This window comes from Pelotomaculum sp. PtaB.Bin117 (assembly GCF_002067195.1).
Taxonomy (GTDB): Bacteria; Bacillota; Desulfotomaculia; order Desulfotomaculales; family Pelotomaculaceae; genus Pelotomaculum_D; species Pelotomaculum_D terephthalicicum.
This window is the reverse complement of the sequence record NZ_MVQM01000055.1, coordinates 1-19,408: the sequence shown is the minus strand read 5'-3', so window position 1 is coordinate 19,408 and position 19,408 is coordinate 1. Positions and strand designations below refer to the sequence as shown.

The window sequence follows — 19,408 nt, the reverse complement described above, 5'->3', positions numbered from 1 at the left end:
CCTGTTTGAGCTTAAAGAAGGAAGCAATTTCCGGTTCTGAGGTAGATGAAAAGCTGGCCGCCCTGATGACCAACTCCAATGCCATCCGGGCCATCGCGTCAGCGGTGGAAGGCACCCTGGGGCCCAAGGGGCTGGACACCATGCTGGTTGATAAATTTGGAGATGTGGTAATAACAAACGATGGCGTGACGATACTAACAATGATGGAAGCCAATCACCCCGCTGCGCGGATGCTGATTAACATAGCCAAGGCGCAGCAGGAGGAGATCGGGGACGGCACCACCACGGCCACGGTGATGGCGGGAGCGCTGGTCAGCGCCGGCTTTGAGCAGGTTGCCAAAGGGGTGCCCGTGGCGCGGGTAATTGAAGGATTGCGTGTCGGCTTGAAAAGAGCTCTTGAAGCAATGTCTGAGCAAGCCCGCCCGGTTGAAGGACTAAGCGACCCGGCGGTCCGGCAGGTGGCGCTGGTGGCCGGACGAGAGCATGGGGATATCGCCGATCTGGTGGTGCGGGCGGCGGTGTTGGTAGGTGAGGACAAACTCAGGGATGATCCCACGTTTAAATTTTCCGATACTATTATTGCCGAAGAAGGGGCGGAAAATCAAGTTTTTATGGGCGTTATTATCAACAAGGAGCGGATGAACCGCCAGATGCCCAAGGAACTGGAACGGGTAAAAGTGCTGGTGATTGACGATGCCCTTGAGCCGGAGGAAATTGAAGACGAGGCTTTAGGGACCGAAGCGGGATTTAGCCGTTACCTGCAACTACAAGCTGAATTTAAAGATAACATTAATAAAATAGCCGGCCTGCAAGTTGGCCTGGTTCTGGTCGATCGCGGAGTGGACGACGCGGCTGAAGAGATTCTCACGGACAATGGCATAATGGTTGTCCAGCGGGTGTCCAACAAGGAACTGCGCAAGGCGTCGGAACTGACGGGCGCGAGAATGATCAAGCGCACCGGCCTGAAAAAGGCGGTTGATGAGCTGGAAAAATGCCTGGGTTACGCCGATAGGGTGTACAGCGATGAAAAGCTGGAACAGGTATGGGTAATGGGCGGCAAAGGAAAGCCCATGGCAACCGTGCTGGTGGGCGCGGCCACGTCGGAGGTGGTCGGCGAAAGGGAGCGCATCGCCAAGGACGCCGCTTCTTCCGTCCAGTCCGCTATCAAGGGGGGTGTGGTCCCCGGCGGGGGGGCCATGGAACTGGCGGTGGCGCGCGAGGTGGAGAAGGTAAGAGAAGGGATCAGGGGAATGGCTGCATACGGGGTGGATTGCGTGGTTGAAGCCTTGAAGCGGCCCATGGCGCAAATTGTGGCCAACGCCGGATTCAACCCGCTGGAGAAGCTGGGCGACGTCATTGCCGCCCAGGTGGAAACAGGCAAGCATTCCCTTGCGGTTGACTGTGACAGCGGGCAAGTTGCCGATATGGATGAACTGGGCGTTGTTGATCCGGCCAATGTGAAAATCTATGCCCTGAAAGCGGCCGGTGAAGTGGCCGAAGCCATCTTGAGAATAGACACGATCATTAAAAAACGGGAAGAAAAAGATATGCACGATAAAGACATCGTTAATCAATGATTATGCAGTAGTCAGTAGTCAAAAGACAGAATGGGAGAATGAGAATACTTTTTTGCGAGGTGTGGGTAAGGTGAGTCATGAAGAAGAATTTAAAGAGAACCTGGAAGTAAAAATAAATCAGCCGGAAGTGGAACCTGGTGAAACGAAGCAAAATGGAACAGACGACGGCCCGGTAGCGGAGGACGCGGGCACAATTGAGGAGAAAAACGGGGATGGTGAGTTAGCCTCTTTACGGTCGCAATTGGAAGAGCAAAAGACGCGCGCCGATGATTATTACAACCGCCTGGCCAGGGTGCAGGCCGACTATGAGAACTACAGGCGGAGAACCCGCCAGGAGAAAGAAGAATTCTTTAAATATGCCTCCGAGCAGCTGATCGTGGCGTTGCTGCCGGTGCTGGACAATTTCGGCAGGGCTCTGGCGGCGGAAGGTCAATCCATTGAGAGTTATAAAGCCGGAGTGGAAATGATTTACCGGCAGCTGCAGGATGTTCTGCAAGCCGAAGGGCTGGCGGCTATTCCAGCTGTTGGTGAGCAGTTCGATCCGGCAAAGCACGAGGCGGTGCTGCAGGCAGAATCCGATGAACACCCGGACAATACGGTAATTGAGGAATTTCAACGCGGTTATTATTTAAAAGAAAAGGTAATCCGGCCGGCTATGGTCAAAGTTGCCAAATCATCTTAATAAATTTAGCATGGGACTTTAATAATAAAGATAAAATTATCAGGAGGTTAATAATTGATATGTCTAGGATAATAGGTATTGACCTGGGTACCACCAACTCCTGTGTGGCTGTTATGGAAGGTGGGGAAGCGGTAGTAATACCCAACGCCGAAGGGGCCAGAACAACTCCTTCCGTGGTCGGATTCTCAAAAAACGGTGAAAGACTGGTGGGGCAGGTGGCCAAACGCCAGGCTGTCAGCAACCCGGAACGTACTGTTAGTTCAATAAAACGGCACATGGGGACCGACTACAAAGTAAAGATTGACGGTAAAAACTATACCCCGCAAGAAATATCGGCGATGATTCTGCAAAAAATGAAATCAGACGCCGAAGCTTACCTGGGGAGTAAAGTCGATCAGGCTGTCATCACGGTGCCGGCTTATTTCAGTGACTCCCAGCGCCAGGCGACCAAGGACGCGGGCAAGATCGCCGGCCTGGAAGTGCTCAGGATTATCAACGAACCTACAGCCGCCGCGCTCGCTTATGGTTTGGATAAGGGAGAAGAGCAGACGGTGCTGGTGTTTGACTTGGGCGGCGGCACTTTTGACGTTTCCATTCTGGAACTGGGCGACGGCGTGTTTGAAGTTAAGGCGACCAGCGGCAACAACCGCCTGGGCGGCGATGATTTTGACGAGCGGGTTATTGATTTTCTGGCGGACGAGTTTAAAAAAGAAACCGGAATAGACCTGCGCAACGATAAGATGGCTATGCAGCGTTTGAATGAAGCAGCCGAAAAGGCTAAAATCGAACTGTCCGGCGTTGCCACCACCAATATCAATCTGCCTTTTATCACCGCCGACGCCGGCGGGCCCAAACACTTGGACGTAAATTTAACCAGGGCTAAATTTGAAGAATTGACCGCCGATTTGATCGAGAAGACGATGAGCCCTACCCGCCAGGCCATGTCCGACGCCGGGTTGCAGCCCAAGGACATCGACAAGATCCTATTGGTGGGCGGTTCAACCAGAATACCCGCGGTGCAGGAAGCCATACGCAAGTATTTGGGCAAGGAGCCGCATAAAGGGATTAACCCGGACGAGTGTGTTTCGTTGGGTGCCGCTATTCAGGGAGGAGTCCTGGGGGGAGAGGTTAAGGATGTGCTGCTGCTGGATGTGACGCCGCTTTCCCTCGGTATTGAGACATTAGGCGGGGTATTTACCAGGCTGATCGACCGCAACACGACCATCCCCACCGCCAAGAGCCAGATCTTTTCCACTGCGGCGGACGGCCAGACTTCGGTTGAGATACATGTACTCCAAGGCGAGCGCCAGATGGCGGGGGACAACAAGACGCTGGGCCGTTTCACCCTCACCGGTATTCCGCCCGCGCCCAGGGGTGTGCCGCAAATCGAGGTAAAATTCGATATTGACGTCAACGGTATTGTCAACGTGTCCGCCAAGGATATGGGGACAGGCAAGGAACAGAGTATGACCATAACCGCCTCCACTAACCTGAACGATAAAGAAATTGATCAAATGGTGAAGAACGCCGAAAAATACGCCGAGGAAGACACCAAACGCAAAGAAGAAGTGGAGACCCGCAACCAGGCCGACAGTATGGTCTACCAGGCTGAAAAAACTATTAAGGACTTCAAGGATAAGGCCGACGCGGCCGCCGTTGAAAAATTGCAGAAGGCCACTGACGAATTAAAAGAAGCCATGAAGGGCGGCGACATAGCATCCATTAAAGCGAAACTGGAAGCTATCACCGGACCGCTTTATGAACTGACTGCTTCTATGTACCAAAATACCGGTCAGGATCAGGCACAAGCCGGTAATGCCGGCGCCGGCGCCGGCTACGCCGGTGGCGGCGGCCAGGGCGATAAAGATAATGTGGTGGACGCGGATTTTGAAGTAAAGGAAGATAAATAAAAAAATAGCCAATATAATTTTTATATTATAATATATAAGTTAAGGAAACCTTTTGAGGGGAATTTCGGTTCCCCTTTCCTTTGTTTTAGTATATTAAGGTGGTGGATAGATGGCTAAGCGTGACTACTATGAGGTACTTGGCGTATCCAAAGATGCGACCACTGACGAGATAAAAAAAGCTTACCGTAAACTTGCGCGCCAGTATCACCCGGACGCAAATCCGGGTGACCAGAACGCGGAGGCCAAGTTTAAAGAGATCAACGAAGCTTATGTCGTTTTGTGTGATCCTGATAAAAGGGCTGGTTACGATCACTTTGGCCACGCTGATGCCAACGGTCAGGGCTTTGGCGGCTTTGGCGGGGGTTTTGGAGATTTAGGCGGTTTTGGCGATATCTTTGATATTTTTTTTGGTGGCGGCGGACGCAGGCGCACCGGCCCGGAAAGAGGTTCCGACATCCGGACGGATATGGAAATTAGCTTAAAAGACGCCGCTTTCGGTATGGAGCGCGAGATAAAGGTGCCGCGCGTGGAAACCTGCAGCACCTGCGGCGGCAGCAGGGCGGCGGCGGGCAGCAAGCCCCAGACCTGCCCGACATGCGGCGGCGCGGGCCAAGTGCAGTATTCTCAGAACACTCCCTTCGGGCGTGTTGTTCAGTCGCGCACTTGCGACCGCTGCGGCGGCGCCGGCAAGATTATCGACAAACCCTGTCCCACCTGCCGGGGCACCGGCCAGGTGCGCAAGACGCGCAGCATCAAGATCAACGTGCCGCCCGGAGTGGACAGCGGTTCCCGCCTCCGCCTGGCGGGCGAGGGCGAAGCCGGTTCGCGGGGCGGCCCGCCTGGTGATCTCTATGTATATATTCACGTCAAGCCGCACCGTGTTTTTAAGCGCGAAGGCGATGACTTGATTTGTGAAATACCGGTTTCATTCGCCCAGGCGGCGCTGGGTGACGAGTTAGATGTCCCGACTCTGAACGGCAAAGCCAAGTTAAAAATTCCTGAAGGCACTCAATCAGGCACTGTTTTTCGTATTAAAGGCAAAGGTATCCCCCATATCAACGGTTATGGCCAGGGAGATCAGCACGTGCGAGTTAAAGTGATTACTCCCACCAAGCTCAATGACAGGCAGAAGGAATTGTTAAAAGAATTCAACAGCATCGACAGCGAGCGCCGGCACGCTTCAGGCGATAAAAGTTTTTTTGAAAAAATGAAAGATGCTTTTATGGGGTAAAATAACAAGGGAGATAAATGCGTGGACTGGCTGGAAATTACTGTTCGCACTTTGCCCGGCACGGTTGAAGCGGTGGCCGGATTATTCGAAGAGTTGAAAAGCGGCGGCGTGGTTATTGAAGATCCTGCTGTTATCCTCAGGTATGCCGCGGAAACCCACCCTGATGAGTGGGGTATTCCCGGAACAGTGTCCGGGCACAGTTGGCCGCTGGTCAAGTCTTATTTCCCGGCGGATCAGGATTTGGACCGCAGGCTTTGTGATTTCCGCCAGGCTTTAGAGCGGCTGGCGCTAAGTCCGGCGCCGGAAGTAAGCACCCGCCGGGTCGCCGACGAAGACTGGGCCAATGCCTGGCGCGCTTACTATAAACCGGTGCGGGCGGGCCAACGGCTGGTGGTCAAACCTTGCTGGGAAGAGTGGAACCGTAAAGAAGGCGATCTGGTTATAGAAATGGAGCCAGGCATGGCATTCGGCTGCGGCACGCACAGCACTACTTTGTTATGCCTGCGTTTATTGGAGAGGCATGTCCGCAGCGGCGCCACGGTTTACGACGTGGGCACCGGTTCCGGTATTCTGGCGGTGGCCGCCGCCAAGCTGGGCGCCGGCCGGGTGACGGCCACGGATCTGGATGAAACAGCCTGCCGGGTGGCTTTGGAAAACGTTGCCAGGAATCAGGTCGCTGGAATAGTCCGTGTTGTTCAAGGCAACCTGCTGGACTTGGTGGAAGGTCAGGCCGACCTGATCGTGTCGAATATTATCGCCGATGTGATCATTAGTTTAGCCCCGTACGCTTCAAGGGCGCTGGTTCCGGGCGGCGTATTGATCGCCTCGGGAATCATCCGCGGCCGCGCTGCAGAGGTGCACGCCGCCATGGAAGCGTACGGACTGGCTGTCCGCGACCAGTTGGGTGAGGGTCATTGGGTGGCCTTTGTGGGAGAGAAATGTTAGGATGAAGCTGTCCCATTTTTTCGTGGCGCCAAATCAAATAAGAGAAGGCCGGGTTGTCTTAAGCGGAACCGATGCGGTCCACATCGCCAAGGTGCTTCGTTTAGGTGCCGGTGGTAGAATTGTTTTGTCTGACGGGAAGGGTAAATCGTATTTGGCGGTGTTGGAACAGGTCGACAAGAAAGATGTTTCCTGTACGATTGAAAAGGAGTTCGCCGCGGCGCCCCCAGACTTGCCGAAGGTTACTTTGGTGCAGGGTATCCCCAAAAGTGACAAGATGGATTTAATCATTCAGAAAGGCACCGAGTTGGGATTGAATGGATTGATTCCTCTGTTGAGCGAGCGGGTGGTGGTTAAGCTGGAAGGGGACAAACAGCTTAAACGGTGGGAGCGCTGGCGGAGAATAGCCCTTGAAGCGGCTAAACAATGCCGGCGTCCGGATATCCCGGAAATCAGCGGGCCTAAAAGCTGGGAACAGGTGCTGGGCGCCTTGCCGGCGGAAGCTGTGGCGTTGATGCCGTGGGAAGAGGAAAAAGCGGAGTCGTTGAAGGGTTTTTTGCAGTACGGCAAGCCGCCGGTGGAGATATACGTTTTTATCGGTCCGGAAGGAGGTTTTTCTGCCGGGGAGGTGGAGCGCGCACGGCTGCATGGTGTCCGCCCGGTAACTTTGGGGCCGCGGATCTTGCGCACTGAAACCGCGGGTCTGGCTGTTTTGACGATGATTCTTTACCAGTGGGGCGATCTTGGGGGATGATTAAGTGAAGGGTGAACGGGTGGCCATAACCACCTTGGGCTGTAAGGTCAACCAGTACGAGTCAGCCGTGCTGGCGGGGACTTTCCGTGATCGGGGCTACCGCCTGGTGGAATTTGAGGAAGAAGCTGATATTTACATAATCAATACTTGTACGGTAACACATCTGGGTGACCGCAAGTCCAGGCAATTGATCCGCCGCGCCGCCAGGACCAATCCCGGCGCGTTGATTGCCGTCACCGGTTGTTACGCCCAGGTTTCCCCGGAGGAGGTCCTGGCGATACCTGGTGTGGATCTGGTGGTAGGCACGAAGGACAGGACAAAATTGGTGGAACTGGTGGAAACCGCGGAGAAGGGTCTTATGCCTGTAAATGCGGTCAGCAGTTTAGAAAACGATGGTGAGTTTGAAGAGATTCCGGCGCTGCCTCTTCAGGAAAGAACCCGCGCCTACTTAAAGATTCAGGACGGCTGCAATAATTTTTGCACATATTGTATTGTTCCGTATGCCAGAGGGTCGCTGCGCAGCAGGCGCCCGGAAAGAATATTGGAAATGGCCCGCGAGCTGACAGCTGCGGGATATAAGGAAATCGTACTTACAGGTATTCACACCGGCTCTTACGGTGAGGACCTGGCGGACGGTGTCACCCTGGCCGGACTGTTGAACAGGCTGGTATTGATACCGGGTTTGTCAAGAGTGCGCCTGAGTTCGCTAGAACCAAATGATATTACCCCGGAGTTGGTGGAAATTCTGGCCGGCTCCCCTGTTTTTTGCCGGCATTTACATATTCCGCTGCAAAGCGGCGATGATCAGGTGCTGCGGAGAATGGGCAGGCGCTACACGGCCGGGGAATATACCCGCCTGGTGAATGTTTTGCGGGAGAATATTCCCGGTTTGGGTCTGACCACTGATGTGATGGCCGGATTCCCGGGAGAGACAGATGAATGTTATAACAATACTTACCGGCTATTGAAGAAAAGTTCGTTTAGCAAATTGCATGTTTTTAAATATTCGCCCCGCCCGGGTACGCCTGCGGCCGGTTTTACCGGCCAGATTGAACCGGCGGTTAAAGAAGCGCGCAGCCGCAAGCTAATCGGACTGGGCGGCCAGATGGCGGCCGGCTTTGCTGCCTCATTGCTGGGACAGGTGCTGGAAGTGCTGGTTGAGCGGCAGTATCAGGAAGAAGCCGGGTTGTATGAAGGTCTCACGGATAATTACGTGCGGGCGCTTTTTCCCGGGAGCAGGGAACTGATTGGGTCGATAGTGAAAGTAAAGGCTGAAGAAGTCCGGGGTGCCGCCATAAAAGGCAGGATTGTTTGAGCGCTAAGCAGGATTTATTTTCTTGGTGTTGAATAATAATAATGTTATATGTCTTTTTTTATGTCATTTCTCTCCAGGGAGGAGGTGGTTAAGTGCAGGATTGCATTTTTTGTAAAATTATTAACAAGGAGATACCTGCAGAAGTTGTGTATGAAGACGACTTTGTCATGGCATTTAAGGATCTTAAGCCAGAGGCGCCTGCCCACCTGTTGTTAATTCCGAAAAAGCACATTCCCACCTTCTTTGATTTAAAAGAAGAAGACGCTGAGATAATGGGCCGGATTCAGCTGGCGGCGGGACGTATTGTCCGTGAGTTGGGGCTTGCCGACCGTGGTTTTAGACTGGTCAGCAACTGCGGCCGTGACGCGGAACAGCTTGTGATGCATATCCACTATCACCTCCTGGCAGGAAGACCGCTAACATGGCCTCCCGGTTAAAACACGCCCCTAAAATCCCGTTAGGACATGCCTAAATCACTGCTTAAATCACTGGTTGACTGCCAACATGCCCTGCTGTATAATGAGAAAGTGTTTTCGCGTATAGTAAGATCTTCATATATAGATAGAGTTTATGGCTCCATGGTTATTGCGGAGGGAGGGAGAGTATAGTGGCTGAAGTAAAGGTTGGTAAAAATGAAACACTTGACAGCGCCCTCCGGCGCTTCAAACGGTCGTGCCAGAAAGCCGGTGTATTGGCCGAAGCAAGAAAACATGAACATTATGAGAAACCTAGCGTTAAAAGAAAAAAGAAATCTGAAGCGGCGAGAAAAAGGAGATTTCACTAATAAATATAAACCGATAACAAGACGCCCGGCTATTGTGCCGGGCGTTTTTGCTTCAGGAGTCAGGAGTCAGAAAAAAGGAGACAGAAAACAGGAATCAGGAAACAGGAATCAGAGTAAGAGTAATAAGAGAAAGGCTTGATGTTTTAAAATATTCTGAATGCTGACGCCTGACTCCTGAATACTTAATGTTTTTGATTGGTTTGTTTTCCATTTAATAGTAATCTATTCCCCTCTATTTGCATAAAATCTTGCAGGAGGGGATTTTTTTGGCTTGGCGTGATTTGAGAAAGAAATTAAAAAGGCAGTTCTCGGAATTCCTTGAATTACCCGGTGACGTGATGCTGGATTTGCCTAAAATTGTTCTATTCGGTAATGTTCAGCTGCAAATCGAAAATCATCATGGGATAATCGAATATACTGCGAATACTGTCCGGATAGCCACCGGTGAAGGTGAGGTGGCAATAAAAGGGGAGAATCTGATACTGCGTAATTTGCTGCCGGACGAGTTGCATATAGAAGGGAAAATCCGTTCTTTGAGTTTTGATTAACGGGGGTTAAGACCATGATGTTTTTTAAACTAATGTCATATTTCATCGGTTATGTAGTAATAATAGTCACCGGTAAGGCTCCTGAAAGATTTATTAATATGGCTGCCAGCAGGGGAATTTACCTTTGGGATATTTCCAGAACAGGGGAAAACGCTTTCTTGCTCAAGGTACGGCTGCATGCCGTGAAACCGCTGCGGCATATCGCCAGGCGCACCGGCTGCCGCTACAGCATTGAATCCAGAAAAGGACTGCCTTTTAGTATTGTCAGGATACGGCGTAGAAAAGCGCTGGCGCTGGGATTTGTTTTCTTCCTGGGAACACTTTATTTTCTTTCTTCTTTCGTGTGGTTCATAGAAGTCAGGGGCAACGAGCGGCTTACTGCCGCGGAAGTGCTTGGCGCCGCCGCCGATTCCGGCTTATCCAGAGGAAAGCCGAAGTGGAAAATAGAACCCGAGCAGGTGGAAGCCAGGATTCTCGAACGACTCCCGCTTGTGGCGTGGACAGGCGTATATATCAAGGGCACAAAAGTGACAATTGAAGTGGCTGAGCGGATTGTGCCTGAGGAGGAGGATCGGAGACCGTCCCACATCGTGGCGGCAAAAGCGGGGATGATTAAAGAAGTGCTGGTTTTAAACGGCAACCCGCTGATTAAGGAAGGAGATACGGTTGCACCGGGCCAGGTGCTTATTTCCGGTGAAATACCCCCCCTATTGGATGACTCTGCCAAGCAAGGTGAGGGCAATAAGAAAGAAGAGCCTAAAGCGATCCGGCCGGCTTATTATGTTCATGCCAGGGGTATTGTGCGAGCCAGAGTCTGGTATGAGGGTTACGGGGAGGCGCAGGTTATTGAAACAGGTTACCGGTTTACCGGAAGATCGAAAAAGCGGGTCAGTTTAAAATATAATTCGCAGGAAAAAATTTTGTTAGACAGCGAAAACATACCCTTTGAGCACTACGAGGTAGTGACATCTGTGAAAAAGCTTCCCCAATGGAGGAATCTTGACCCGCCCGTCGAACTAGTAACAGTAAAATACCTGGAGTTGGCCGCCTATTGCGATGAACGCAGCCGGGAGGACACTTGTAAAGCCGCTGAGGAGGCGGCCCTGGAAGCAGTAATGAAGCAATTGCCCCGGGATGCTATTGTTCAAGGACGGTGGCTGGAGGATGTCAGCGCCGGTCGCGATGAAAATGTCGTCCGGGTAAAGGCCGTTTTAGAAACGGTTGAGGATATCGGCAAGGAAAAACTATTTAAACCTTAAAGGAGGCCGGGTATTGACAGATAAATTTGAAGCCAGGGCAGAACTGGATGATATTGGCGCCGCGGCAGAAATATTCGGAAAGCACGATGAGCACCTGGTACAGATTGAAAGGATCTTGGGAGTTCACGTTGTGGCGCGGGGCCATGCTCTGACAATAACCGGTGAAAAGGAAAAGGTGGAGCAGGCAAGGGAGATCCTGGATCAGCTAAACAATTTTTATCAAGCGGGCAACCACATAACCGCCCAGGAAGTCGGCTACGCGATTAAGTCGGCGCAAGGCGGCTTGAAAAACGCTCTGGATAGTATAGCTAAAGATGTTACCATGATTTCCGCCCGGGGTAAGCAGATTAAACCTAAGACTATCGGTCAGCAAAAATACGTTGAAGCCATAAAAAATAACGATGTCGTTTTTGCCATCGGCCCGGCCGGGACGGGCAAAACCTATCTGGCGGTGGTGATGGCGATCAAGGCACTGCGCAATAAAAACGTCGGGCGCCTTGTTTTGACCCGTCCGGCGGTGGAAGCGGGTGAGAAACTGGGGTTTTTGCCCGGCGATCTGCAAGATAAGGTTGACCCGTATCTAAGGCCGTTTTACGATAGTCTCTACGATATTCTGGGAGTGGAGAACACCCAAAAGTATCTTGAACGTCATATAATCGAAATTGCTCCCCTGGCCTACATGCGGGGCAGGACGCTGGAGGACTCGTTTATTATCCTGGATGAAGCGCAGAACACCACTCCGGAACAGATGAAAATGTTTCTGACCCGGCTGGGCTTTGGTTCGAAGGCGGTAATTACCGGGGATATCACTCAGATTGACCTGCCGAAAGGACAGGTTTCCGGCCTGGTCAACGCTGTTAAAGTTTTGAAGGATATTGAGGGATTGGGTATCCATGCCCTCACTGGCGATGACATTGTGCGGCACCCTCTGGTTGAAGAGATTATCAGGGCATATGAAAAAGAGCAATAGGGCGGTAACCGGAAAGGGGGGTGAAATCGTGCTTCCAATCAGCGCGGTAAAAGGTAAAGTCGCGGCCGTCCTGTCCCTGTTGGCCAAGCAACGCAAGGTACGGCGGGGCAGTGCGGCGATTTTGTTTTTATTTCTGACTACTGTAATCATATCTTCTGACTTTATCAATGAAAAATCCAGCATGATCGTGGGGCAGGTATCTCCCACGACTGTAAAAGCTGAAAAAAGCATCGTCTTTGAAGACAAAAACAAGACCGCCATGGAGCGCCGCCAGGCTGCGGAAAAAGCCGGCAATGTATATACGATTGACCCTCAGGTCAGTGTCGCTGTGCAAAAAGATATTTCCGATCTGGCAAAAAAGCTGTCTGACGTGCAAAGCGATACCAGTTTGGACGTGGCCGGAAAGGTGGCCATGCTCCGTTCGATTTTTCCTTTTGTCATGCAAGACGCTGAGCTTAACGACCTGGCGCATGCCACCGCCAAGGACACTATGCAGGTTGAATCCGGAATAAATAACCTGGTGGCAGAGGCGATGAATGATGGAGACGGAATTACCCAGGACGTTCTGGAAGAAAATAAGAAATCCATAAACAATAAAATTGTCGGCATGCGCTTTTCCAAGGTTTATGAACAATTTGCCAAAGGTGCTGTTGATTACTATCTTCGTCCCAACGGTTTTATTCAGTCTGATAAAACCAGACAAAAGCAGGAGGAGGCTATGGCCTCCGTTTCCCCCGTCATGGTTTCAATTAAGGAAGGGGAAAAGATAATCGGGGAAGGGGAAATACTAACTGAGGAACACCTTGCCAAGCTGCAGGCGCTGGGTATTACCCGCCCCAAGCTGCATCTGTCTTCAGTCCTGGGTGTATTGCTGCTGGTCGTCCTGCTCACGGTGGTTGTGCTGGTTTATCTTTATCAGCAGAACAGGGAGATTTACGAGCATCCCGGGCACTTGTATCTACTGGGTATAATTGTTTTAGTTGTTCTGGGGGTTGGCAAAGCTATTATTGCCATTAACGTCAGCCGATGGCCGGAGTTCAGCGCCCAGTTCGGCTACATGGTTCCCCTGGCCACGGCGGGGATGTTGATTGCCATTCTGCTGGACTCCCGGCTGGCTGCGCTAATGGTAGCCGTGCTCAGTCTGATGCTGGGAACGATGACGGATAACCAGCTCCGTTTCGGGCTGGTGGGGATAATCGGCGGCATCACGGGAGTATACAGCGTATCGAAATTGAGCCAGCGGGGAGATCTCGTCCGGGCCGGGATTTACATCAGTGTTGCCAACGTAGTGGCTATTTTTACGGTTGGCCTGGCCAATAATATTCATTTTGGCCTTTTGATTTCGTCCTGCCTGGCTCTCGGGATAGCCAACGGCATTTTGTCGTCCGTGTTGACGAATGGGGCTCTGCCTTTTCTGGAGGGCACGTTTCGGATCACTTCGCCGGTCAGACTTTTGGAATTCTCACACCCTAACAACATATTGTTAAAAAGGTTGTTAACCGAAGCGCCGGGCACTTACCACCACAGCATTATTGTGGGGAACCTGGCGGAGGCGGCCGCCGACGCGGTGGGCGGCGACTCGCTGCTGGTCCGTGTGGGTGCTTATTACCATGATATCGGCAAGATCAAAAGGCCGTATTTTTTCATAGAAAACCAAATGGATTGTGAAAACCCGCACGATAAAATCGGCCCTTCGTTAAGCACCCTGATTCTCACCTCCCACGTAAAAGACGGTGTGGAGATGGCCAGGGAGCATAAGCTGCCTCAGGGGATTGTCGATATTATTGAGCAGCATCATGGCGACAGTATGGTTAGTTATTTTTACCACAAAGCTCTGGAAAACGACCGCACCGAAAGTGTCACCGAAGAAGAGTTCCGTTACGAGGGTCCCAAACCACAAACCAGGGAAGCCGCCATTGTGATGCTCGCAGACTCGGTAGAGGCGGCGGTTCGCTCGCTGCAGAACCGTACCCCGGCCCGCGTTGAGGGTCTGGTGAGAAAATTCGTCAAGGATAAGCTGAACGACGGCCAGCTTGACGAGTGTGACCTGACTTTTAAAGATCTGGATATCATAGCGACTTCATTTGTCCGCGTGCTGTCGGGAATCTTTCACTCCCGGGTGGAATACCCGGATCTGTCACAGGAAATTGAAAGGAGAAAAAAGCGTGTCAGTTTTCGTAAGCAACCTGCAGGAAGAGGTGGCGCTGGATAGCGAGCTAATTGATTTTTTAATCCCGGTAATAGAGGAAGTCCTGAGGGGTGAAGGATACGGTGAAGAAGCCGAGGTAAGCCTTGTATTTGTAAACGACAGCTATATACGCGACTTGAATTTACAGTACCGTGAGATAGACAGTCCCACAGATGTGCTGTCTTTTTCCATGCTTGAAGGGGAGTCTTTCCAGGAGGAGTGGGATGCTGAAGTGCTGCTGGGCGATGTGGTCATTTCCCTCCAGGCTGCCGTGCGGCAGGCGGAAGAATACGGACACGGCATCCGGCGGGAAGTTGCTTACCTGGCGATACATGGTGTGTTGCACCTGCTGGGATATGACCATTTGAAAGAAGAAGACAGACAGGCCATGCGTAAAAAAGAGGAGGAAATACTCCTGAAATTAAATGCCGCCAGATAATTTAGCCCTTTACCGGCCATGAGCGGCTCAGGGAACAATGGTTATGTGGTGATGCCGATGGATGTGCAAAATTTTTTAAAAAGTTTTACTTATGCTGCCGCGGGGTTGCGGCACGCGTTGTTTACCCAACGCAATATGCGGATACACTTTGCGGCCGCGCTGTTGGTGCTTGGGCTGGCGTTATATCTGAAAATAGAAGCCCATGATCTGCTTTTTTTGATATTCTCAATTACCCTGGTAATCATGGCCGAAATGTTTAACACCGCGGTTGAAGCGGTTGTCGACCTTTACGTGCAAACTTACCACCCTCTTGCCCGCGTTGCCAAAAATGTGGCTGCCGGCGCGGTGCTGGTTGCCGCCTTGAACTCGATCGCGGTAGCGTATTTGGTGCTCTATCCCCGCCTGGCTCAGTAACCATGAGAAGGAGTGCAATTTCATGGATTTTCCGGTTGAAAAACTGATTAAGGCCGCCAGTGCGGCGCGGGAAAGAGCATATGCTCCTTATTCGCATTTCAAGGTGGGCGCCGCCATACTGACCGTGGAAGGCCGTTATTATACCGGCTGCAATGTCGAGAACGCGTCTTACGGCTTGTCTTGCTGCGCGGAACGGGTGGCTTTGTTCAAGGCTGTTTCAAACGGTGAGCGGCATTTTGAGGCCATCGCCGTTACCGCCGGCACTGATGAATACTGCGCGCCGTGCGGCGCTTGCCGCCAGGTGCTAATGGAGTTTAACCCGGCGATGAAAGTTTTTATGGCAAACGGCAAGGGTGATTTCCGGATGCAAACCGCCGCCGAACTGTTACCCGCGGCCTTTGCGTTAACAAGCCGCGCGGCGGGATGCGCCGGACGGGATAAAGAACCTTCTGCCGGCAAGAAGACCGGCCTGAACATATTTGAGCCGGTGATCCGGCAACATGCGGCAACCGGTATGGAGGAAATTAAGTGAGTATTTTTGAGGTTCTCATGCTGGTTTGTTTCGGAGCGGCGTGGCCGGCGTCTATTTACAAGTCTTACGTATCAAGACAAACTGCCGGGAAAAGTATTCTCTTTTTATGGATTATATTCACCGGTTATTTTTTTGGCATCATCCATAAGTTAATCTTTAGCTATGATCTTGTCATATATCTATATGTTATAAATGGTGTTATGATTATGGCGGATATAATATTATACTACCGCAATAGGAAGCTCAATAATCCTGAAGAAGTTAAAGGTGATAGTTTTGGTAGAAGAAAATGACAATTTCAGATCAGGGTTCGCGGCGCTGGTAGGCAGGACCAACGTGGGAAAATCCACTTTGTTAAACAGGCTGATCGGGCGGAAAGTAACCATTATGTCCGAAAAGGTTCAGACGACCAGGAACAGGATTCTTGGCGTGCTCACCCGCGAAGAATGCCAAGTTATTTTTTTGGACACTCCGGGTATTCACAAGCCGAAACATAAGCTGGGTGAGCACCTGGTGCAAGTCGCTCTGAATACATTAAATGAGGTTGATCTTGTTCTCTTTCTGGTAGAGGCGAACCGGCAGCCAGGTCCCGGCGACAATTACCTGATCCGGCAGTTTGCGGATTTATCGACCCCGGTGGCGCTGGTGATTAATAAAATTGACCTGGTCAAACGGAAAGAATTGCTGCCTCTGATCGAAAGATATGCCCGGCTATACAAATTTTCTGAGATTATCCCTGTGTCGGCGTTATCCGGGGAGAACACCGGACGATTGCTTGAGGTGACGACAAGCTACCTGCCGGCCGGGCCAAAGTATTACCCCGACGAGATGGTTACCGACAGGCCCGAGGAGTTTATCCTAGCCGAACTGATCAGAGAAAAGGTTTTGAGCCACACGGAACAGGAAGTGCCTCATGCGGTAGCCGTGGTAATCGAGGAGATGCAGGAGCGACCCAACAATGTCATGGCGGTCCGGGCGGTGATATACACAGAGAGAGAAACGCAGAAAGGGATCCTGATCGGCAAGGGAGGCCAGATGCTGAAAAAAATCGGCAGCCTTGCCCGCGCGGATATGGAAAAGCTGCTTGGTCTAAAAGTTTTTCTCCAAATCCGGGTAAAGACGAGGCCGGACTGGAGAAATAAAGAGGCGCAGCTTAAAAACCTGGGATACTATGAAACATAGGAATCAGGAGTCAGAAGACAAGAGACAGAAGTCAGGAGACAAGAGTCAGGAGACAAGAGACAGACGATTTCTTTCTTTAATTTATATTTTGAATACTGACTCCTGAATTTTGACTCCTAAAAGAACTCTGACTCCTGAATTCTGAATACTTGAATTTGGGGTCTTACTGATGAAACTTTACAAGATTGAGGCTGTCGTCCTGCGGGCCAGGGACTGCGGCAATGCGGACAAACTATTGATTTTATATTCCAGGGAACAGGGTAAAATAAAAGTAATGGCGCACGGCGTCTCCAAACCGGCAAGCCGCAAACGCGGCGCCACGCAGCTTTTCTCTCATTCCAGGTTTTTGGTGAGCCGGGGCCGCGAGCTTGATTCAATCAGCCAGGGCGAAGCTATCGAAATGTTTTCTTCTCTCAGGGACGACTTAGTAAAAATAGTAAGAGTCAGCTACCTGGCTGAACTGGTGGATGTCATAACTCCGGAAGGGGAGCCGAACACGCCGCTTTTTGAGCTTCTCCTTACCACTATGAAACTTTTGGATGCGGGGGATGCCGAACTGCTGACGCGGTCTTTTGAAATTAAGGCGGTGTCTTTGCTGGGTTACCGCCCTGTGCTGGAGCAGTGCGCCAACTGTCAGGGACCTGTGGCAGGGCGTCCGGCATTCAGCCCGGCGATAGGCGGAGTGCTGTGCGAAACTTGCAGGCCGGCGGACCCGGCTGCAATGTCTTTTAACAGGGGCATGCTGGAGACCCTCAAGCTGCTCTTAAGGTGGCACCCGGCTAAATTGAGCCGACTTAAAATAGAGGGTTCAGTCAGGAGCCAGATCAGGAGTTTGCTCCATGCGTATATACGGTATCATCTGGAGCGGGACTTAAAATCAGCCGCGTTTTTTGACCGGTTTCATCAGGAGCGGGCCGGTGCCAATCATGTTCATGTATAAAATTTATCGCTGTGGGAGTAAATAAAGGAAAAAGGATAAGTCTGCTTGGGTAATATAGACGTGGTACTTACCTACGGGCTTATGTTCGCCCTTAATATTGTACGAGCTCCTTCGCCCTCGGGCTCGGTCAAACTCGCTCGCTTCACTCGCTCAAACAGTTCCCTCGCTATTCCGAGGGCTCACTTTGAATAAGGCTCAAAATCGCCCTCAAGGTAAGCACCACGCTGTCATATTAAGCAGACTTAATACTAGTCTAAAAAAGGGGGATTAAAATGGGTGAGCTTGAAAAAATCGATATCTTAAGAACCAGATTGGGTGTAAGTTATAAAGAGGCCAAAGCCGCCCTGGACGCGGCGGACGGCGACGTTTTGCAGGCCCTGATAAATCTTGAGGAGAAAGAACATACTGCGGGCGGTTCCTTCCATGAGAAAGGAAGCGAGGTCCTGGGACAGATCAAAGGGCTGTTTAATAAAAATCGTGGATACCGGATTAAGGTTAAGCAAGGTGAGCGGACAGTGGTTGAAATACCGGCCTCACTGGGGGCGCTGGGGCTGTTGGGCGCCATGGCCAGCAGTGAAATAGCCATTCTGGGGGTGTTGGCTTCAGTAGCGGGGATGGCTAATAAATATTCACTGGATATAGAGCGTGCCGGGGAATCCGATGGAGTTGAGGTAAAAAGCGGCTCCGGGGGAAACGATATTTAGCGCCGGGCATTGACTTTAACACAAAAATTTGATAAATTGTAACAAAAATATGAGTGAATAAAAGAGTCAATGACGGCCGGTCTGACAGGAAGCGCGTAAAATGACTCCCGTCTCTGGTGAAATGCCTGAGGCCGGGGGTTTTACTTTTGTTAAATATTGATCGAGGAGGCATGGTATGAATTTCCAGGAGTTAATTATCACCCTGAACCAATACTGGTCCAATCAGAACTGTATTATTTTGCAACCCTACGATGTGGAAAAGGGAGCGGGCACCATGAACCCGGCGACGTTTTTGAGAGCGCTGGGGCCGGAGCCGTGGCGGGTCGCCTATGTGGAGCCTTCCCGCAGGCCGACTGACGGGCGTTACGGTGAAAACCCGAACCGGCTGCAGCATTATTACCAGTATCAGGTTATTTTGAAGCCATCCCCGGATGACGTGCAGGAATTGTATCTGGCCAGCCTCCAAGCTATCGGCATCGATCCGGAGGAGCATGATATACGCTTTGTGGAAGACAACTGGGAGTCGCCAACTCTGGGCGCGTGGGGGTTGGGCTGGGAAGTGTGGCTGGATGGGATGGAGATCACCCAGTTTACCTATTTTCAGCAGTGCGGCGGCATCGACTGCCGCCCGGTCTGCGCGGAAATTACCTATGGTCTGGAGCGGCTGGCCACGTTTATCCAGGGAGTGGACAGCGTGTTTGAGATCACCTGGGTTGACGGGATCAGTTACCGTGACGTTCATCACCAGGGAGAAGTGGAACATTCCCATTACAATTTTGAACTGGCCGACACGTCCATGTTGTTTAAGCTGTTTGATATGTATGAGCAAGAAGCTTTAAGAGTGATCGAAAAAGGTTTTGTGCTTCCTGCTTACGATCAAGTGTTGAAATGTTCGCATACATTTAATTTACTGGATGCGCGCGGCGCGATCAGCGTGACTGAACGCACCGGTTTTGTCGCCAGGGTGAGAAATCTGGCCCGCGCCTGCGCCCAGGCTTACGTGGAACAGCGGGAAGCGATGGGCTATCCGCTGCTGA

At 51.5% G+C, this 19,408-nt stretch carries 21 protein-coding genes; all 21 read left to right on the top strand.

Translation table 11 applies throughout. The features are described 5' to 3' along the window. Positions 1-5 precede the first annotated feature (5 nt). Positions 6-1,577: a TCP-1/cpn60 chaperonin family protein gene (locus A4E54_RS03460; protein ID WP_240082276.1), complete on the top strand. Its 1,572-nt coding sequence runs from the start codon at positions 6-8 to the stop codon at positions 1,575-1,577. A 70-nt stretch (positions 1,578-1,647) separates the two neighbouring features. Next, positions 1,648-2,259, top strand: coding sequence for a nucleotide exchange factor GrpE (gene grpE, locus A4E54_RS03455; protein ID WP_240082277.1), 612 nt, complete (start codon positions 1,648-1,650; stop codon positions 2,257-2,259). A 59-nt stretch (positions 2,260-2,318) separates the two neighbouring features. Beyond that, a complete protein-coding gene (gene dnaK, locus A4E54_RS03450; protein WP_286724393.1) occupies positions 2,319-4,169 on the top strand; it encodes a molecular chaperone DnaK in 1,851 nt (616 codons plus the stop codon). Between the two features lie 109 nt (positions 4,170-4,278). After that, complete coding sequence (gene dnaJ, locus A4E54_RS03445) at positions 4,279-5,400, top strand: molecular chaperone DnaJ (protein ID WP_240082279.1); 1,122 nt, start codon at positions 4,279-4,281, stop codon at positions 5,398-5,400. Between the two features lie 21 nt (positions 5,401-5,421). After that, positions 5,422-6,345, top strand: coding sequence for a 50S ribosomal protein L11 methyltransferase (gene prmA, locus A4E54_RS03440; RefSeq protein WP_240082280.1), 924 nt, complete (start codon positions 5,422-5,424; stop codon positions 6,343-6,345). Between the two features lies 1 nt (position 6,346). Continuing rightward, the gene (locus tag A4E54_RS03435; protein ID WP_312038055.1) at positions 6,347-7,096 is read left to right on the top strand and encodes a 16S rRNA (uracil(1498)-N(3))-methyltransferase; all 750 of its coding nucleotides are present in this window, start codon (positions 6,347-6,349) and stop codon (positions 7,094-7,096) included. A gap of 4 nt (positions 7,097-7,100) precedes the next feature. After that, complete coding sequence (gene mtaB / locus A4E54_RS03430; protein ID WP_240082281.1) at positions 7,101-8,411, top strand: tRNA (N(6)-L-threonylcarbamoyladenosine(37)-C(2))-methylthiotransferase MtaB; 1,311 nt, start codon at positions 7,101-7,103, stop codon at positions 8,409-8,411. Positions 8,412-8,503: 92 nt separating this feature from the next. Then, positions 8,504-8,848: a histidine triad nucleotide-binding protein gene (locus A4E54_RS03425; protein WP_240082282.1), complete on the top strand. Its 345-nt coding sequence runs from the start codon at positions 8,504-8,506 to the stop codon at positions 8,846-8,848. A gap of 170 nt (positions 8,849-9,018) precedes the next feature. Next, positions 9,019-9,195: a 30S ribosomal protein S21 gene (rpsU, locus tag A4E54_RS03420; protein ID WP_240082283.1), complete on the top strand. Its 177-nt coding sequence runs from the start codon at positions 9,019-9,021 to the stop codon at positions 9,193-9,195. Between the two features lie 266 nt (positions 9,196-9,461). Next, positions 9,462-9,743, top strand: a complete 282-nt coding sequence (yqfC, locus tag A4E54_RS03415) for a sporulation protein YqfC (protein WP_240082284.1) — start codon at positions 9,462-9,464, stop codon at positions 9,741-9,743. 14 nt (positions 9,744-9,757) lie between these two features. Further along, positions 9,758-11,002 (top strand): sporulation protein YqfD, encoded by a 1,245-nt coding sequence (gene yqfD / locus A4E54_RS03410; RefSeq protein WP_240082285.1) that lies wholly within the window; start codon positions 9,758-9,760, stop codon positions 11,000-11,002. Between the two features lie 13 nt (positions 11,003-11,015). Then, complete coding sequence (locus A4E54_RS03405) at positions 11,016-11,972, top strand: PhoH family protein (protein WP_240082286.1); 957 nt, start codon at positions 11,016-11,018, stop codon at positions 11,970-11,972. Further along, entirely contained in the window at positions 11,956-14,184 is a 2,229-nt protein-coding gene (locus tag A4E54_RS03400) for an HD family phosphohydrolase (RefSeq protein WP_240082287.1), read from the top strand. Before A4E54_RS03405 ends, A4E54_RS03400 begins: the two co-directional genes overlap by 17 nt. Further along, complete coding sequence (ybeY, locus tag A4E54_RS03395) at positions 14,138-14,599, top strand: rRNA maturation RNase YbeY (RefSeq protein WP_240082288.1); 462 nt, start codon at positions 14,138-14,140, stop codon at positions 14,597-14,599. The genes A4E54_RS03400 and ybeY overlap by 47 nt, the downstream gene beginning before the upstream one ends. Positions 14,600-14,656: 57 nt before the next feature. Next, positions 14,657-15,013 carry a diacylglycerol kinase gene (locus A4E54_RS03390; protein ID WP_286724384.1) on the top strand — a complete coding sequence of 119 codons (357 nt, stop codon included), beginning with the start codon at positions 14,657-14,659 and terminating at the stop codon, positions 15,011-15,013. 22 nt (positions 15,014-15,035) lie between these two features. Then, positions 15,036-15,545, top strand: a complete 510-nt coding sequence (gene cdd / locus A4E54_RS03385; protein WP_240082290.1) for a cytidine deaminase — start codon at positions 15,036-15,038, stop codon at positions 15,543-15,545. After that, positions 15,542-15,838 (top strand): hypothetical protein, encoded by a 297-nt coding sequence (locus A4E54_RS03380; protein ID WP_240082291.1) that lies wholly within the window; start codon positions 15,542-15,544, stop codon positions 15,836-15,838. Before cdd ends, A4E54_RS03380 begins: the two co-directional genes overlap by 4 nt. After that, positions 15,822-16,727: a GTPase Era gene (era, locus tag A4E54_RS03375; RefSeq protein ID WP_240082292.1), complete on the top strand. Its 906-nt coding sequence runs from the start codon at positions 15,822-15,824 to the stop codon at positions 16,725-16,727. The genes A4E54_RS03380 and era overlap by 17 nt, the downstream gene beginning before the upstream one ends. Before the next feature lie 169 nt (positions 16,728-16,896). Continuing rightward, a complete protein-coding gene (recO, locus tag A4E54_RS03370; protein WP_240082293.1) occupies positions 16,897-17,667 on the top strand; it encodes a DNA repair protein RecO in 771 nt (256 codons plus the stop codon). 272 nt (positions 17,668-17,939) lie between these two features. Continuing rightward, positions 17,940-18,371 (top strand): DUF4342 domain-containing protein, encoded by a 432-nt coding sequence (locus A4E54_RS03365; protein WP_240082294.1) that lies wholly within the window; start codon positions 17,940-17,942, stop codon positions 18,369-18,371. Positions 18,372-18,546: 175 nt separating this feature from the next. Next, on the top strand, positions 18,547-19,408 hold an 862-nt coding region (glyQ, locus tag A4E54_RS03360), incomplete at its 3' end, for a glycine--tRNA ligase subunit alpha (protein WP_286724379.1).

Excerpts from the sequence above, each read along its gene's own strand:
- yqfD (WP_240082285.1), top strand. The coding sequence starts at position 9,758 with ATGATGTTTTTTAAACTAATGTCATATTTCATCGGTTATGTAGTAATA.
- dnaJ (WP_240082279.1), top strand. The coding sequence starts at position 4,279 with ATGGCTAAGCGTGACTACTATGAGGTACTTGGCGTATCCAAAGATGCG.
- recO (WP_240082293.1), top strand. The coding sequence starts at position 16,897 with ATGAAACTTTACAAGATTGAGGCTGTCGTCCTGCGGGCCAGGGACTGC.
- A4E54_RS03390 (WP_286724384.1), top strand. The coding sequence starts at position 14,657 with ATGGATGTGCAAAATTTTTTAAAAAGTTTTACTTATGCTGCCGCGGGG.
- A4E54_RS03365 (WP_240082294.1), top strand. The coding sequence starts at position 17,940 with ATGGGTGAGCTTGAAAAAATCGATATCTTAAGAACCAGATTGGGTGTA.
- cdd (WP_240082290.1), top strand. The coding sequence starts at position 15,036 with ATGGATTTTCCGGTTGAAAAACTGATTAAGGCCGCCAGTGCGGCGCGG.
- A4E54_RS03435 (WP_312038055.1), top strand. The coding sequence starts at position 6,347 with ATGAAGCTGTCCCATTTTTTCGTGGCGCCAAATCAAATAAGAGAAGGC.
- A4E54_RS03400 (WP_240082287.1), top strand. The coding sequence starts at position 11,956 with ATGAAAAAGAGCAATAGGGCGGTAACCGGAAAGGGGGGTGAAATCGTG.
- dnaK (WP_286724393.1), top strand. The coding sequence starts at position 2,319 with ATGTCTAGGATAATAGGTATTGACCTGGGTACCACCAACTCCTGTGTG.